At 69.2% G+C, this 15,696-nt stretch carries 11 protein-coding genes and 1 pseudogene; 4 read left to right on the forward strand and 8 right to left on the reverse strand.

The genetic code is table 11. From position 1 onward, the window contains the following. The first annotated feature begins 161 nt into the window (after positions 1–161). Positions 162–1,934 (forward strand): aspartate--tRNA ligase, encoded by a 1,773-nt coding sequence (gene aspS / locus IF23_RS0122790; RefSeq protein ID WP_030286570.1) that lies wholly within the window; start codon positions 162–164, stop codon positions 1,932–1,934. Between the two features lie 75 nt (positions 1,935–2,009). Here the strand turns inward: aspS and metG are convergent, their stop codons facing one another. The 7 genes and pseudogenes from metG to IF23_RS0122810 all read right to left on the reverse strand — a co-directional run bounded on the left by metG (position 2,010) and on the right by IF23_RS0122810 (position 10,703). Next, positions 2,010–3,728 carry a methionine--tRNA ligase gene (gene metG / locus IF23_RS0122795; protein WP_030286572.1) on the reverse strand — a complete coding sequence of 573 codons (1,719 nt, stop codon included), beginning with the start codon at positions 3,726–3,728 and terminating at the stop codon, positions 2,010–2,012. A gap of 156 nt (positions 3,729–3,884) precedes the next feature. Then, complete coding sequence (locus tag IF23_RS0122800; RefSeq protein WP_030286574.1) at positions 3,885–5,351, reverse strand: MFS transporter; 1,467 nt, start codon at positions 5,349–5,351, stop codon at positions 3,885–3,887. Between the two features lie 352 nt (positions 5,352–5,703). Beyond that, the gene (locus tag IF23_RS34165; RefSeq protein ID WP_157848064.1) at positions 5,704–6,333 is read right to left on the reverse strand and encodes a hypothetical protein; all 630 of its coding nucleotides are present in this window, start codon (positions 6,331–6,333) and stop codon (positions 5,704–5,706) included. A 34-nt stretch (positions 6,334–6,367) separates the two neighbouring features. After that, positions 6,368–6,976 carry a hypothetical protein gene (locus IF23_RS34660; protein WP_211266191.1) on the reverse strand — a complete coding sequence of 203 codons (609 nt, stop codon included), beginning with the start codon at positions 6,974–6,976 and terminating at the stop codon, positions 6,368–6,370. 162 nt (positions 6,977–7,138) lie between these two features. Continuing rightward, positions 7,139–7,615 (reverse strand): hypothetical protein, encoded by a 477-nt coding sequence (locus IF23_RS34170; RefSeq protein ID WP_157848065.1) that lies wholly within the window; start codon positions 7,613–7,615, stop codon positions 7,139–7,141. A gap of 446 nt (positions 7,616–8,061) precedes the next feature. Further along, positions 8,062–8,352, reverse strand: a pseudogene (locus tag IF23_RS32985) (hypothetical protein); the annotation flags it as partial. 593 nt (positions 8,353–8,945) lie between these two features. Then, the gene (locus tag IF23_RS0122810) at positions 8,946–10,703 is read right to left on the reverse strand and encodes a vWA domain-containing protein (RefSeq protein ID WP_030286578.1); all 1,758 of its coding nucleotides are present in this window, start codon (positions 10,701–10,703) and stop codon (positions 8,946–8,948) included. Between the two features lie 994 nt (positions 10,704–11,697). On the opposite strand from IF23_RS0122810, the gene IF23_RS0122815 reads away from it, so the two are divergent. Then, the gene (locus tag IF23_RS0122815) at positions 11,698–13,008 is read left to right on the forward strand and encodes an alpha/beta hydrolase (RefSeq protein WP_030286580.1); all 1,311 of its coding nucleotides are present in this window, start codon (positions 11,698–11,700) and stop codon (positions 13,006–13,008) included. Between the two features lie 114 nt (positions 13,009–13,122). On the opposite strand, the gene IF23_RS0122820 is transcribed toward IF23_RS0122815, so the two are convergent. After that, positions 13,123–13,917 (reverse strand): polysaccharide deacetylase family protein, encoded by a 795-nt coding sequence (locus tag IF23_RS0122820; RefSeq protein WP_030286582.1) that lies wholly within the window; start codon positions 13,915–13,917, stop codon positions 13,123–13,125. 316 nt (positions 13,918–14,233) lie between these two features. On the opposite strand from IF23_RS0122820, the gene IF23_RS0122825 reads away from it, so the two are divergent. Together IF23_RS0122825 and IF23_RS0122830 are read left to right on the forward strand one after the other, a co-directional pair. Next, positions 14,234–14,974, forward strand: coding sequence for an ABC transporter permease (locus IF23_RS0122825; protein ID WP_030286584.1), 741 nt, complete (start codon positions 14,234–14,236; stop codon positions 14,972–14,974). Continuing rightward, entirely contained in the window at positions 14,971–15,648 is a 678-nt protein-coding gene (locus tag IF23_RS0122830; protein WP_030286586.1) for an ABC transporter permease, read from the forward strand. The genes IF23_RS0122825 and IF23_RS0122830 overlap by 4 nt, the downstream gene beginning before the upstream one ends. Positions 15,649–15,696: the final 48 nt, after the last annotated feature.

The following is a 15,696-nucleotide window of genomic DNA, read 5'->3' on the forward strand; positions in this document are numbered from 1 at the left end:
TGTCACGTCTATGCCAATCCGGCGCCCGGCCCCGGGACGGTAACCTGGAGCGGTTATCACATACCCGGGGCGGTCCTCCACGGACGGCAGCGGTTCGGCCACGGACGGACAGCGTCCGTGTGCGGCCTCCCCACCTCGACTCGCGACGACTTGGATGAGCGATGCATCGGTACCGGTCCCACACCTGCGGCGAGCTTCGGGCCGCGGACGTCGACACGGACGTCCGCCTCAGCGGCTGGCTGCACAATCGACGTGACCTGGGCGGCATCCTCTTCATCGATCTGCGCGACCACTACGGTCTGGTGCAGCTCGTCGCCCGTCCCGGCACCCCCGCCAACGAGGCGCTCTCCTCGCTGACCAAGGAGACCGTCGTCCGTATCGACGGCAAGGTCTCCGCCCGCGGCGCGGACAACGTCAACCCCGACCTGCCGACCGGCGAGATCGAGATCGAGGTCTCCGACGTCGAGGTGCTGGGCGCCGCCGAGCAGATCCCGTTCACCATCAACGCCGAGGACGGGGTCAACGAGGAGAAGCGCCTGGAGTACCGCTTCCTCGACCTGCGCCGCGAGCGGATGCATCGCAACATCCTGCTGCGCACCGCCGTCATCTCCGCCATCCGGCACAAGATGACCGCGCTCGGCTTCAACGAGATGGCCACCCCGATCCTGTCGGCCACCTCCCCCGAGGGCGCCCGCGACTTCCTCGTCCCCTCGCGGCTGCACGCCGGTAAGTTCTACGCGCTGCCGCAGGCGCCGCAGCAGTTCAAGCAGCTGCTGATGATCGCCGGGTTCGACCGCTACTTCCAGATCGCGCCCTGCTTCCGCGACGAGGACGCCCGCGCCGACCGCTCGCCGGGCGAGTTCTACCAGCTCGACGTCGAGATGAGCTTCGTCGAGCAGGAGGACGTCTTCCGGCCGATCGAGAAGCTGATGACCGAGCTGTTCACCGAGTTCGGTGGCGGTCGCACGGTCACCTCGCCGTTCCCGCGCATCCCGTTCCGCGAGTCGATGCTGAAGTACGGCTCCGACAAGCCCGACCTCCGTGCCGAGCTGGAGCTGGTGGACGTCTCGGACGTCTTCGCCGGTTCCGGTTTCAAGGCGTTCGCCGGGAAGCACGTCCGCGCGCTGGCCGTGCCGGACACCGCGGGCCAGTCGCGGAAGTTCTTCGACCAGATGGGCGACTTCGCCGTCCAGCAGGGCGCGAAGGGCCTCGCCTGGATCCGCGTCGGCGAGAACAACGAGCTGACCGGCCCGATCGCCAAGTTCCTCACCGACGAGGACACCAAGGCGCTCGTCGAGGCGCTGGGCCTGGCCCCCGGCCACGCCGTCTTCTTCGGCGCCGGCGAGTTCGACGAGGTCTCCAAGATCATGGGCGCGGTCCGCGTCGAGGCGGCCAAGCGCACCGGCCACTTCGTCGAGGACGAGTTCCGCTTCTGCTGGATCGTCGACTTCCCGATGTTCGAGAAGGACGAGGACACCGGCAAGATCGAGTTCTCCCACAACCCGTTCTCCATGCCCCAGGGGGGCCTGGAAGCGCTGGAGACCAAGGACCCGCTGGACATCCTCGCCTGGCAGTACGACATCGTCTGCAACGGCACCGAGCTGTCCTCCGGCGCGATCCGTAACCACGAGCCGGACGTCATGTACAAGGCGTTCGCCATCGCCGGTTACGACAAGGACACCGTCGAGGCGGAGTTCGGCGGCATGCTCCGCGCCTTCAAGTTCGGCGCCCCGCCGCACGGCGGCATCGCCCCGGGCGTCGACCGCATCGTGATGCTGCTCGCCGACGAGCCCAACATCCGCGAGACCATCGCCTTCCCGCTCAACGGCAACGCCCAGGACCTGCTCATGGGCGCGCCCAGCGAGGTCGAGGAGGCGCGCCTCAAGGAGCTGCACCTGAGCATCCGCAAGCCCCAGGTGAAGACCCAGGGCTGACGCGCACCGCACACGGCGAAGCCCCCGCGACCTTCCGGAAGGTCGCGGGGGCTTCGCCGTACGGGGCGTCCGGGATCAGGCGTCGTCACCGCCGCCGAAGCGGGCGCGGTACGCCTCCAGGTCGTCCTCGGTGATCTTCGCGAAGAGGACCGGCGGCACCGTGAACGCGGTACCCGCCGGGACCGAGGCCAGCGCCGCCGCCTCCTCACCGGTCACCCACGCCGCGGTGTCGTCGGCCAGCGCGAACGCGCCGCGCATGGCCTTCGCGGACGCCGGGATGAACGGCTCGGAGATCACCGCGTAGAGGTGGATGAGGTTCATCGCGGTGCGCAGCGTCAGCGCCGCGGCGTCCTGGTCGGTCTTGATCTCCAGCCAGGGGGCCTTCTCCTCCAGGTAGGAGTTGCCCGCGCTCCACAGGGCGCGCAGCGACGCCGCGGCCTTACGGAACTGCAGCGCCTCCATGTGGCCCTCGTACTCGGCGAGCAGCCGCGCGATCTCCTCGCCCAGCTTCCGCTCGGCCTCGCCCGCCTCGGCACCGGCCGGAACCTCGTCGCCGAACCGCTTGCGGGAGAACGACAGCACACGGTTGACGAAGTTGCCGAGGGTGTCGGCGAGGTCCTTGTTGACGGAGGCGGAGAACAGCTCCCAGGTGAAGGAGGTGTCGTCGGACTCCGGCGCGTGCGCCATCAGGAAGTAGCGCCAGTAGTCGGCGGGGAGCAGCTCCAGCGCCGCGTCGGTGAAGATGCCGCGCTGCTGGGAGGTGGAGAACTTCCCGCCGTAGTAGTTGAGCCAGTTGAACGCCTTGAGGAAGTCGACCTTCTTCCAGGGCTCACGGGTGCCGAGCTGGGTGGCCGGGAACATCACGGAGTGGAACGGGACGTTGTCCTTGGCCATGAACTCCGTGTAGCGCACGTCCTCCGCCTCGTACCACCACGACTTCCAGTCGCGGTTCTCCGCATCGGCGTCCGCCCACTCCTTCGTCGAGCCGATGTACTCGATCGGCGCGTCGAACCAGACGTAGAAGACCTTGCCCTCGGCGGCCAGCTCCGGCCAGACGTCGGCGGGGACGGGGACGCCCCAGTCGAGGTCACGGGTGATGGCGCGGTCCTGGAGGCCCTCGGTCAGCCACTTGTGGGCGATGGAGGAGGCGAGCGTCGGCCACTCCTTGCTGCCGTTGCCCTCCAGCCAGCCCTCGACCTCGTGCTGGAGCTTCGACTGGAGGAGGAAGAGGTGCTTGGTCTCGCGGACCTCCAGGTCACCGCTGCCGCTGATCGCCGAGCGGGCGTCGATCAGGTCCGTCGGGTCGAGGACCCGGGTGCAGTTCTCGCACTGGTCGCCGCGGGCCTTGTCGTAGCCGCAGTGCGGGCAGGTGCCGACGATGTAGCGGTCGGGCAGGAACCGCTCGTCGGCGTTGGAGTACACCTGGCGGATCGCCCGCTCCTCGATGAAGCCGTTCTCGTGGAGCTTGCGGGCGAAGTGCTGCGTCAGCTCGACGTTCTCCTGCGAGGAGCTGCGGCCGAAGTGGTCGAACTCCAGGCCGAAGCCGTCGTAGATCGCCTTCTGCTTCTCGTGCTGCTCGGCGCAGAATGCGGCCACCGACTGCCCCGCGGCCTTCGCGGCCAGCTCCGCCGGGGTGCCGTGCTCGTCCGTCGCACAGATGTAGAGGACGTCGTGCCCGCGCTTGCGCATATACCGCGCGTACACATCGGCCGGGAGCATGGACCCCACCATGTTGCCCAGGTGCTTGATCCCGTTGATGTACGGAAGGGCGCTGGTGATGAGGTGTCGAGCCATTGCCGGCTGCTCCCAAGTCGCTACGGTGAGTGAGGAATTGCTTTACGGAACGTCAATATCGTACTGGACCGGCCGAGGCCAATTCACAGGCGTTCCGGCGGGCATTTCCGCAGGCAGTACGGGCGGGTACGGGGGCGTACGGCGTCCGTGTCCCGCTCAGCGGGCGGTGTCCGGGGCGGGGGCGGCGGAGCGGTCGGGCGCGGGCCCGTGGCGCGGTGCCCGGGCGGTGATCAGCAGGCCCGCGACGCAGGCGGCCAGCAGCATGATCGCCGCGGAGACGCCGATCGCGACGGTGAAACCGTGCACCACCCCCTCCTTGACGAGCGCGTCGCGCACCGCGGGCGACAGCCGCCCGGCCCGTGCCGCGGCCGTCAGCCGGTCCGCGAGGTACGCCGCCCCGGTCGAGGTCGCGAGGGTGTTGAGCAGCGCCGTTCCGATCGAACCGCCCACCTGCTGCGCCGTGTTGAGCGTCGCCGAGGTGACCCCGGCGTCCCGCGGCGCGACCCCGGCGGTCGCGGTCGCCGTCACCGGCATGAAGATCAGGCCCATGCCCAGCCCGACGAGGAGTTCGGCGGGCAGCACCCGCGGGGCGTACGCGGACCGCGCGGTCAGGAACGTCAGCAGATACAGCCCACCGGACGCCAGCAGCGCCCCGGGCACCATCAGCAGCCGCGGCGGGAGATGGTGCAGCAGCCGCGCCGATATCTGCGTCGCACCGGTGACGATGGCGAGCGTCATCGGCAGAAATGCCAATCCGGCCTTCACCGGTGAATAGCCGAGCACGATCTGGAAGTAATAGGTCAGGAAAAGGAACATCCCGAACAGCGCGAGCGTGGCCAGCGCCATCGTCAGGAATGCGCCGCCGCGATTGCGGTCCCGCACGATGTGCAGCGGCAGCAGCGGATGACGGGCCCGCGTCTGCCACCCCGCGAACGCCGCGAGCAGCGCGACGCCGCCGCACAGCAGCCCCAGCACCAGCGCGTCGTCCCAGCCCCGCGGCCGCGCCTCGCTGCACCCGTAGACGATCGCGACCAGCCCGCCGCAGCCCAGCACCGCCCCGAGGACGTCGAGGCGGGCGCCGCCCCGCTCCGGGCGGTCGTGCAGGAACACCGTGGCGCCGAGGAACGCCAGCGCCGCGATCGGCACGTTCACATACAGACACCAGCGCCAGTCCAGATACTCGGTCAGCACCCCGCCCACGATCAGCCCGATCGCCGCCCCGCCGCCCGCGATCGCCCCGTAGATCCCGAACGCCTTGCCGCGCTCCTTCCCGTCCCGGAACGTCGTCGTCAGCAACGACAGCGCGGACGGCGCCAGCACCGCCCCGAACGCCCCCTGCAGCGCCCGCGCCCCGAACAGCAACCCCGGACCACCCGCGGCGCCCCCGAGCCCCGACGCCACCGCGAACCCCACCAGCCCCACCATGAACGTCGTCTTCCGCCCGACCAGATCCGCGATCCGCCCACCCAGCAGCAACAACCCACCGAACGCGAGCGTGTACGCGGTGATCACCCACTGCCGATCCGCATCCGAGATCCCCAGCTCCCGCTGCGCCGACGGCAACGCGATGTTCACGATGGTGGCGTCCAGCACGACCATGAGCTGAGCCAGCGCGATGACCACCAGCGCCCACCAGCGGCGGGGGTCGGACGGAGCACCACCGGGACGCCCGGCCTGCGCCCGGACTCCCCCTTCCTCCGCCCGGACTTCCCCTACCTGCGGCCGGTCCTTCCGCGCCCGGTCCCCGGCCGGAGCCGCGTCCCCCTGTCCATCTGTGCCCATCGTCCGACCTGCTTCCGCCGGTCGCCGCCCCGACGCCCGACACTTACGCGGACAGATCGGGGCAACTGGATCAGTTCACCCAATCAGGGTAGGAGGGGCGGGGTGGGGGTGCATGGTGGGCGGGGCGCGTGTGGGAACAGTGCCCTGCAGCAAGGCCGGTGGACCGGCACCGAAGCGACTTTCGTTTTTTCAGCTACCGCTGAGGGGTTTGCTCATCCGGAGATTCAGGACTGTCGAACACCGTGGCTAGCTCTGAATCTGCCAGCTCTCCGTTTGCCCAAGACCAAAGCGTGCGTCTTTTCCTGCGGTCTAGAGGGGTGAGCAGAATGCAGGCGCGAAAGAGGAGTGCGGGCTCCTTGGTCACGTACCACATGTTTGATTTTGCGTAAGTGTAAACTTCTCGAGCGGGTGTGCCGCTCTCTATTTTCCGGGCCATTGCATTCAGGTCGGTATCGAACATGGATTTCGGGGTGATTGAAATCCGGTAAACCTTCTCGAACTCTTTGCAGAATTCTCGGGATGCGTACTCGGGTACGTTCCGTATCCACCATTTCTCGACCAGCGTGCGGGGGAATGCTTCCTTCGTGAATGCGTCTCTCAGTGATGCATCGACTTCTGAGAGAGTGCTCCGGAGTGCGAGGGTGCGTGGGTCACTCGATGCCTCTGTCAGGGTTTTTTCCAGAGCGGAGCGAATGGCGATGTCTGTCAGGTAATCCTCCACTTCCCATGGATATCCTTCACGGCAGTACTCCGCGAAACCTCTCCAACGCCCCAGTGCCTGTGCTGGATCGAGTCCCGCCGGTTCTTCCTGTGGATGCGTCATGTTTTCATTTCTCTTACCCTTGGTGACCCTCTGTTCATTTTTCGGGTTCCGGCAAGGGGTGACGGATCATCGACCCAACGTTCATCCTCTCCTTCATGAATTTACTGAGTGATTCCTTGTCCTCCACCCAGTAGTCGCCGCACTCCTGGGTGAACTCGGCGTCCTTCGAGAAAGTGATGAGGTAGCTGGGCGGAGTGTCGGGTAGTTCCTCGATTCTTACGTATTTCCCTTGGTCATCTCCGGCTTCGATGAATCCGGTTCTTGTAGGTGATGCGGGGTTCTGTCCGTCCGTGTCATCGTCCGGAGCGGGTATTTCAGAGGGGCATAGCTCCCTCCGGGGCGATGAGCGGGGTGGCGCGATCTTCGCCTTCTCTTCTCTGTACCGGTGGACGGCCCACGCTTCCCCGTCCATGAGGGCTTCCCAGAAGCCTGGTGCGGACCAGGGCGGAGGGAGCATCGAAAAGCTTCCGTGCGGGCCGAGGAACGCCTGCCATGTGGCAGGTATGTCAGGGTCGGTTATTTCGAAGAGACGGGAGTCGAAGAGACCGGGAAGGCGATTCGGGAAGCTCTCGATGCGGAACTTGTTCGGACCGTCCGCTGCTGCGTAGGTTTCGAGAACCGCGTATTCCGCGCCCTCCTTCAAGGAGGTGGCTCCTTGGTTCGCTGTCGGGTGGCCCGGGATGGCGCCGGTGAAGCGGACTCGCATCTTGGTGCTCCTGGGGCCGTCGGGCGATTGTTCATTACCTCTGGTGAGTGCGGGGCATCGGAAGTCTGTGGGACCAGGGTTACCGTATCGGGATTCCTGCTATTCTGCGTAATCCTTGCGAAATTTTTCAATCGATTCTTCGATTTCTGCCAGTGCTGTGTTTGGTGTCCGGTGAGTGGGCCATTCGCGCTGATAGCCAGATTCCCCTAGTGAGGCCATCAGGTTTTCTTGGGCCGACTTGACTGAGAGTGCGAACTGGGCAAGATCGATTCTGTCGCTGGACCATGCTGGTTCATCTTCCTCTGGTGCTCCCCATTCGCTGTGTAGAGTGATCTTTACATTCAATGAGGATCGCTCTCGGCGGATATGCCAGCGAACCTCTGTGGGCTCACCGTCGAAGGAGAATGTAACGCTCGAAGCGCCGTTCAGCAGGGCGCTGATGGCGTCCAGAATGAGTCTTGGGGCATCCACTCCATCGCCAACGGAAATGCGGCAATTGCTCGAATTTTTGTAAATCTCAAAGGTTGCCCAGCCGTGACGCATTTTGATCCAGCGAAACTCGACACTCTCTGGCATTGGTTGAGTCCTGTCTCTCTATAGGGGATAGGCTGTGTGTATATCATTTCCGCGAATTATTATCTCCGCTATGCGTGTTGGTGCCCCCTTTCCGTTGATGCCAATGGTTTGGTTGTATTCGTGGCGGTGTATGTGTCCTGGGCCGTTGGGGTTCGGGACTCTCGGCGAGTTGTTGGCGCCGTGGAGCAAGTTGTCGCCGAGGACATGATCATTGCCGCTCCAGATGAAATCCTCGTCAAACTCTCCGGGGACGTTGATGTCTCCGCTGTTGCTTGCTCTCTCTCGTGCACCCTCTCCATGGCGATACTCAATGTGAGCCAGTCGATCTTCAGAGATGGAGTGACTTCCGGAGCAGGGTGAAAGGCCGAGCGGGTCGACGGAGCCGAGTGGGTTACGAACGTACGCGACGGGGTTCGGTGAGGGCACAGTCCGAGTGGATCTGCCTATGTATAACGGCCGACCTCGGCGTCGTGTTCGTAGCGGTAGGCGCCCGCCCTGGTGATGCGGGTGCCGGTGTAGGTGCGGTCGCCGCGGGCCGTGGGGTTGGGGTGCTGGTCGGGCCAGGTGGCGTGGGTCTGGTTGCCGGACTCGTCGTAGGCGTAGGTCTCGGTCCAGTTGGCGGCGTGGACGGCGGTGACGCGGCCCGCGCGGTCGAGGTCGAAGGTGCGGCGGCCGGAGTGGGAGTCGTCGAGGGCGATGAGGTGGCCGTCGGCGCGGTAGGTGTAGGCGCGGCGGTGGAGGAGAGTCGCCGCGGAGCCGGGTTCGACGCCGGGTGCTTCGCCGGTTCCGGGTACGCCGTCCAGGCCGGGGACGTCGCCCGGAGCCCGGGCCCCTGATGCTCCGGCCTCCGGAGTGTGCGCCGCGCCGGGCCACCCCGGATCGAACGGGCTGCTCGCCGCCCCGGGCCCGGCAGCCCACCAGATCCCCCGGCAGCCCGTCAGGCGCTTCGGCCTCCGGAAAACCGCCGGGCCTCGCGGCCCCCGGCAGCCCCGTAGCCGCCGTCTCGGGAGGCACGTCCTCGACGCGCAACAGCGACGGCCCCGTCAACCGGCCCGTCGTATCCCCCGTCGGCCATGTCGCCCCCCATTGTGTGTTTCCTCCCCCTTGCCGTGGCGCCCCCCCCGGGTCGCCGAAGACACACCCTGTCATAGGGGATGGGCTGTGTGTTCCGGCGGTCGCTGGGCGGCTGAAAGAGAGGGGTATTTCCCCTCTGATAACCGGATGGTGGGTCGGTTATTGGAGGGGGATGCGGGGGCGGAAATGCCGACCGGCCGCGCCGTCAGGCCCGTGGGGGCCCGGCGGTGCGGCCGGTCGGTGGGGGTGCGGGGGGTCAGTTGTCCTTGAGGACGCCTGCGGTGCGGGCTTCGGTGAGCCATTCGGGGAACTCGACCATCAGCTGCTGGTAGAGCTCGTCGGAGGAGAGGGCGCGGGGGTCGCGTCCGGCGTGGAAGAAACCGGCGTTGTCGACGACGCGCTTTTCCGGTACGGCCAGGTCGTCGAGCTTGCGGAGGAAGTCGAAGCCCTTGGCGTCGGGGTCGCCGAAGCCGATGAACTGCCAGAAAATGGGGAGCCCGGCGGCCTCGCAGAGCGCCTTTTCGGCGGCCGGCTTGGAGGTCGGGGCGCCGTCGGTCTGGAAGATGACGAAAGCCGGGGCGGTGCTGCCGGACTTCTTGTAGTGCTGGACGACCGCGTCGATGGCCCAGTGGTAATTCGTCCGCCCCATGTGGCCGAGCCCGGCGTGGAGTTCGGCGATCCGGCCCTCGTAGTGGGTGAGGTCGAGTTCGGCGGTGCCGTCGACGTCGGTGGAGAAGAAGACGACGGGGACGATGCCGTCGTCGTCGAGGTTCGCGGAGAGGCCGAGGGCCTGTTCGGCGAGGTGCTGGACGGTGCCGTCCTTGTAGTAGTTGCGCATCGAGCCGGAGCGGTCGAGCACCAGGTAGACGGCGGCGCGCTGGGTGCCGAGCCCGTGCTTGTCGAGGGTCACCGCGGCGGACTTGACGAGGCTGACTAGGGCGGGCGCGTCCGCCTCGACCTTGCGGAGGGCGGTGGTGCGGGGGGCGGTCGCGGCGGGGGGCTGGGGGGCTTCGGGCGTCGAGACGGGCTCGGGCGTCGAGGTGGGCTGGGGCGCGGTCTCGGGTGCCTCGGTCGTCTCCGTTGCCTCGGCTGCCTTGGTTGCTGCTTCGGCCGCTTCGGCTGCCTTGGTCGCTTCGGTCGCCGCGGGTGCCTCGGCCGCCTCGGTCTCGGTGGGCTCCGGGGCCTCCTCGGCCTTCTTGGTGTCCGTAACCTCCGTAGCCTCCGGGGCCTTTGCGGACTCCGTTACCTCCGCGGTGTCCGTGGCTTCCGCTGCCTCCTCGGCCTTCTGCTTCTCAACGGGCTCCGCCGGGGCGGTCGTTGACGGCTTCGGGGTGTCGAATGCCTGGCTGACCAGGTCGTCCGCGCCCGCGCTCTCGGAGGTCGGGGCGGAAGCCTCGGAGCGCTCGGAACCCTCGGATGCGGCGTCCTTGTCCGAGGCGGTGGCGGCGGCCTCCTCCGCGGGGGCGGCCTCCTCCGTCGGCGCAGCCTCCGCAGGGGCAGCCTCCGCAGAGGCGGGGGCCACCGAGGACGCGTCCACCGGTGCCGCGGGCTCCGACGCCTCATCCGCCGTCGCCGGTGCCGCATCCCGCGCTGCCGCAGCCTGCTCCGGCTTCGCAGCCTGCTCCGGCTTCGCGGTCTTCTCCGGCTCCGGGGTCGGCTCCGGGGTCTCGACGCGGTCGTCGACGTGGGCGGCCTGGGCCGGGACGGTCGGGGTGTCCGGGGTGGTGGTGGATTCCTGGGGGGCCGTGCGGGCGGCGGGGACCTCGGCCACCGGGCGGTCCGGGGTGGGCTGTTCGGCGGCGGGGGTCTCGGCCGTGGGCTCCTCGGCCGCCGGGGCTTCGGTGCCGGGCCGGTCGGCGGGGGTGCCGGGGGCGGATTCCTCGCGGGCCTCCGGGATGGTGGTGGCGGAGGTGGCCGGTTCCGGCGTTTCCGTGCCGCTCGGTGTGGTGCCGGACTCCTCCCGGGTCGCCTTGGAGCGACCGAAAGCGTTGCGCAGCAGACTCCGAATGCCCATCGGCGGACCTCTCTGGGGTGTGGTGGGTGCGGCGTATGTCCGTGAAGCTGCGGACATGTCCCTGACCAGGACGGATACGTAAGGGTAGCGGCCCGCACCGGCGTCACAGTGGGACCTCGGGCGCCGCGTTGCCCGTACGAGGGGGCGCTGTACGGGGTGAGGGAACGGGTTCCGGGGCCCGGGCGGAGGGGGTTGTCCGGCCCCCGATGGCGCGCGGTCGGACAGCGGAGGGGAAGGAATCGGCCAGGGAGAGGGGAGGGCGTGGACGGGCGGGAGGCGGCGGTACGGAAACCGGTCAGGTGTGGAGTGGTGGCGGCAGCCGGAGGGAGCGGACGCCCCGGCCCCCTCCCCGCTGCCGCCCCCGAGCTTGCGGGGAGCGGGGACCGCCTCCCGGAGCACCCCAAGGCCGGACGCTCCTCCGGGCCCAGGTCAGAGGCCCCTCCCGGCTCACCCCGACCCCGTCGAACCCGTACGGAGAGGCGCGACGGCCCCTCGACCGGCGGTCCGGCCGCCCCGCCTCCGCCCCCACCGAACGCAAGCCCGCACGCACAAGCCCGCACGCACGGGCCGCCAGGCGAAGGCCCCCGACCGTCGAGTACGAGCCATCAGATACCAGCCCCGGCGCGGGCATCGCCGTCGCCGCCGCCGCGACTGACCGCGTCCGTCCGCGCCCGCCTCCGCGCCGTCGGCACAGGTGCGTCCGTCGGCCGCTCATTTCCGGCTGAGTGGATTCCTTTTCGTTATGCGGGCTCCCGTATGATCACCGCGCCTCCCTGGTGTGTGAACGCGGCCGCGCGGGGATGGGCTCGTATCACGGTGCGGACACAGGTCGGCAAGGTGCGGGTAAGGAATTGGCTCGGACTGGTATCCGATGTCCGGTCGGTCCCCTCTTATCCGGTGACCATCGGTCCGAGCCGCCCGTTGTTGGTCAAGGCGGTCGCAAGCCGGGAGCCGGGCGAGAGCCCTTGCGAGGGTGACGGGAGATGTGGGGCGCATGGGGCTGACCAGTCGGTCGCTCGAAATCGCGGTCGTGGGGCTGGCGGTGGTGCTCGTCGCGTTGACGGTGTGGCAGTGGCCGCGGCTGTCGGGACGTGGCGTAGGAGTTCTCTTCGGCAGGCTCGGCGCCGTCGTGCTCACCCAGGTGGCACTGGTGTGTGCGCTGGCACTCGCGGTCAACAACAGCTTCGAGTTCTACGGCAGTTGGGACGATCTGCTCGGCAACGAGGACAAGGCGCCGGTCGCGGTCAGTGACAACGGCGGCCAGTACGCCTCCGTCGGCACCACCAAGGGCGCGCTGATCCAGCCCGCCGGGCCGCAGGGGCTCGACCGGGTGACGGGTCTGCCGCAGGGCCCCGCCGACAAGGTCGGGAAGATGGAGTCGGTACGGATCGTGGGCCGCCGCAGCGGTGCGATCAACCCGGCGTTCGTCTATCTGCCGCCGCAGTACTTCCAGCCGCAGTACCGCCGTCAGCGCTTCCCCGTGATGGTCGTGATCAGCGGCTACCCCGGCGGCATCATGAACCTCGCGCAGCATCTGCAGATCCCGCAGAACGCCGGGCGGCTGATCGCCAAGGGCACCATGCAGCCGACGGTCATGGTGATGGTGCGGCCGACGATCGCGCCGCCGCGGGACACCGAGTGCGTGGACGTGCCGGGCGGTCCGCAGGCCGAGACGTTCTTCACCAAGGACCTGCCGGACGCGATGCGGTCCGCGTACCGGGTGGGGCACGACGCCAGCGCGTGGGGCGCGTTCGGGTACTCGTCGGGCGGCACCTGCTCGCTCCAGCTGGCGATGCGGAACCCGAAGATCTACACCTCCGCCGTCTCGCTCTCCGGCGACTACGCGATCAAGGACGACCTGACGACCGGCAGCCTCTTCGGCGCCGGTCCGGAGGGCGCGAAGCGGGAGCGGGAGCACGATCTGCTGTGGCGGATGAAGCATCTGCCCGTTCCGCAGATCTCCGCGCTGGTGGCGAGCAGCCGCCAGGGTGAGCCGGACTACGGCGCGACGATGGACTTCATCCACGCGGCGAAGGCGCCGATGACGGTCGACTCGATCATCCTGCCCCGCGGCAGCCACCAGTTCGCCACCTGGCGGCGTGAGGTGGTCCCGGCGCTGGAGTGGCAGAGCCGTCAGCTGACGTTCCCGCAGGACGTCGTGGCGAAGCCGACCAAGCCCGCCGCCCCGCACGGTGAGCAGGCACACGAGAGCAAGCCGGGCGAGCACCACACGGGGCAGCCGTCCGGCGCCCCGGCGCAGGCGGAGCGCCGCCGGGACGCGGTGGAGCCGGACGCGCAGGACTGACGGCAGGACTGACGGGGCGCAGGACCGACGGCGTACGCGGACGGGCCGGGCACGGGGTGAGCGGTCACCCCGTGCCCGGCCCGTCCGTATGTCCGGGGCCGTGCGCCGCCGCGCTCAGGGGTGGTAGACCATGCCCGGCTCCGGCTTCGCGGGCGCGAGCAGCTGGGAGACGGTGACGAGCGTGAAGCCGCGGTGCTTCAGCTCCTTGAGGATGCCGGGGACGGCGGGGACGGTGCCCGGGTAGATGTCGTGGAGCAGGATGATGCCGTCCTGCTCGGTCTGGTCGAGGACCCGCTCCGTGATCAGCTTGGAGTCGTTGGTCTGGTAGTCCTTCGCCGTCACGCTCCACAGGACCTCGGCGAGCCCCAGCTCCTTGCTGACCTCGGCGACCTTCTCGTCGGTACGGCCCTGGGGCGGGCGCATCAGCGTCGGGGTCTTGCCGGTGAGGTCGTGGACGGCCTTCTGGACGCGGGAGAGCTGGCTCCGGATCTGTGCCGGGGTGGCCTCGGTGAGGATCTGGTGCGACCAGGTGTGGTTGGCCAGTTCGTGGCCCTCGCGGTCGATCCGCTTCACCTCGGCGGGGCGCTCGGCGATGTGGTTCTTGCCGAGCATGAAGAAGGTGGCGTGCGCCTGCTCCTTCTTGAGGATGTCCAGCAGGCGGTCGGTGTTCTCGCTGGGACCCGCGTCGAAGGTGAGCGCCACGCACTTGGCCTTGCGGCAGTCGACGTCCGCGCCGCCGCCCTTGCCGTCCCCCGCGAGCTGGGCGTCGCGGGCCTTGACGTCGGCCGCCGGGGCGTCGTCGCGGGCGTCGGCGGGGGTGATCTGGTTGGCGGGGGTGCAGCCGCCGAGCGCCAGGGAGGCGGCGGTCAGCAGCCCGGCTATGAGGGGGCGGCGGACGTTCTTCGGCATGGAACTCTCCGGGCGGAGCGGGGTACGGCGGGCAGCCGGACGGTCGATCGCCCGTCGGCTGCCGGGAACTATACATAGCGTGTAGAGACGGGGTGTCTACGCGGTATGTCTACGCATCCTGTAGAGGCGGTATGTCTACGCACCCTGTAGAGGTGGGGCGGCGCGGGCCGGGGGGCGCGGTGCCCGGTCCGGGGCGGGGGCGGTGCGCGGGGCGGCGTCCGGTCCGGGGTGCGGGTCGGTGCCCGGTCCGGGGCGGCGGGCCCGTTCGGACGCGTTCCGCGCGACAGTGGGGGCCGCCCCGGGGTGGACTCGTACCGTGACCGCACCGCCGGACGACTGCCTGGCCCGCAACGACTGGATCTGCGGCGACTACCTCAGCAGCCGCCGGCACATCCTGCTCGGCGCGGTGGCCGAACACGTCCAGCTGACGGTGGTCTCGGTCGCGCTGGGGCTGGTCGTCGCGGTGCCGCTGGCGTTGCTGGCCCGGCGGCACCGGTGGACGGCGGGGCCGGTGCTGGGGCTCACGACGGTGCTCTACACGATCCCCTCGCTGGCGATGTTCTCGCTGCTGCTGCCGGTCTACGGCCTCTCGTCGGCGCTGGTCGTCGTCGGGCTGGCGCTCTACTCGCTGACCTTGCTGGTACGGAATCTGCTGGCCGGGCTGGACGGCGTACCGGCCGAGGCGAAGGACGCGGCGCGCGGCATGGGGTACGGGCCGACCCGGCAACTGATCACCGTGGAGCTGCCGTTGGCGCTGCCCGCGGCGATGGCGGGGCTGCGGATCGCCACCGTCTCCGCCGTCGCGCTCACCACCGTCGGCGCGATCGTCGGCCACGGCGGGCTCGGCAACCTCATCTACGCCGGGATGAACTCCTTCTTCAAGGCGCAGGTGCTGACCGCGTCAGTGCTCTGTGTGCTGCTCGCCGTCGCCTTCGATCTGCTGCTCCTGGGCGCGGAGCGGCTGCTGACCCCGTGGCGGCGCGGGGCGCGTACCGCCCGGCGGGGGCGTGCGCGATCGGCCGCGCGCCGTCCGGTCGTGGCCGGGCGGCAGCCGTGAACGCGGTCTCCGGCGCCGTCGCCTGGCTGACCACCGCGTCCCACTGGTCCGGTGAGGACGGCATCGGGCACCGGCTCGCCGAGCACGCCGCGCTCACCGTCGGCTGTCTGCTGCTGAGCTGTCTGATCGCGCTGCCGGTCGCGGTCGTCCTCGGGCATCTGGGGCGCGGCGGGGCGCTCGCCGTGAACCTCGCCAACGTCGGACGCGCCGTCCCCACCTTCGCCGTGCTGGTCCTGCTGCTGCTCACGCCCCTGGGACGGCACGGCGAGTGGCCGACCGTCATCGCCCTGGTGCTGTTCGCCGTGCCGCCGCTGCTGACCAACGCGTACGTGGGGATGCGCGGGGTCGACCGGGACGTGGTGCGGGCCGCGCGCGGCATGGGGATGACCGGCGGTCAGCTGGTGTGGCGGGTCGAACTGCCGCTGGCGCTGCCGCTGCTGCTCACCGGCGTCCGGATCGCCGCCGTCCAACTCGTCGCCACCGCCACCCTCGCCGCACTGGTGGGCGGCGGCGGTCTCGGCCGGATCATCACCGCCGGTTTCAATCTCGCCTCCACCTCGCAGGTCGTCGCCGGTGCGGTCGTCGTCGCGGTGTTCGCGCTGCTCATGGAGGCGGCGTTCGAGATCGGGACGCGGTGCGGCCCCCGGTGGGCGCGGGCACGGGGCGCCCGGTGAGGCGGCGCGGGCGGGCGCCCGCCCCGGGGACGGCGGGGCGCGATCGGA

The sequence above is a fragment of the Streptomyces catenulae genome (assembly GCF_000718015.1).
Classification (GTDB): domain Bacteria; phylum Actinomycetota; class Actinomycetes; order Streptomycetales; family Streptomycetaceae; genus Streptomyces; species Streptomyces catenulae.

Coding starts and splice junctions, on each gene's coding strand:
- aspS (WP_030286570.1), top strand. CDS start 162: ATGCATCGGTACCGGTCCCACACCTGCGGCGAGCTTCGGGCCGCGGAC.
- metG (WP_030286572.1), bottom strand. CDS start 3,728: ATGGCTCGACACCTCATCACCAGCGCCCTTCCGTACATCAACGGGATC.
- IF23_RS34165 (WP_157848064.1), bottom strand. CDS start 6,333: ATGACGCATCCACAGGAAGAACCGGCGGGACTCGATCCAGCACAGGCA.
- IF23_RS34170 (WP_157848065.1), bottom strand. CDS start 7,615: ATGCCAGAGAGTGTCGAGTTTCGCTGGATCAAAATGCGTCACGGCTGG.
- IF23_RS0122810 (WP_030286578.1), bottom strand. CDS start 10,703: ATGGGCATTCGGAGTCTGCTGCGCAACGCTTTCGGTCGCTCCAAGGCG.
- IF23_RS0122815 (WP_030286580.1), top strand. CDS start 11,698: ATGGGGCTGACCAGTCGGTCGCTCGAAATCGCGGTCGTGGGGCTGGCG.
- IF23_RS0122820 (WP_030286582.1), bottom strand. CDS start 13,917: ATGCCGAAGAACGTCCGCCGCCCCCTCATAGCCGGGCTGCTGACCGCC.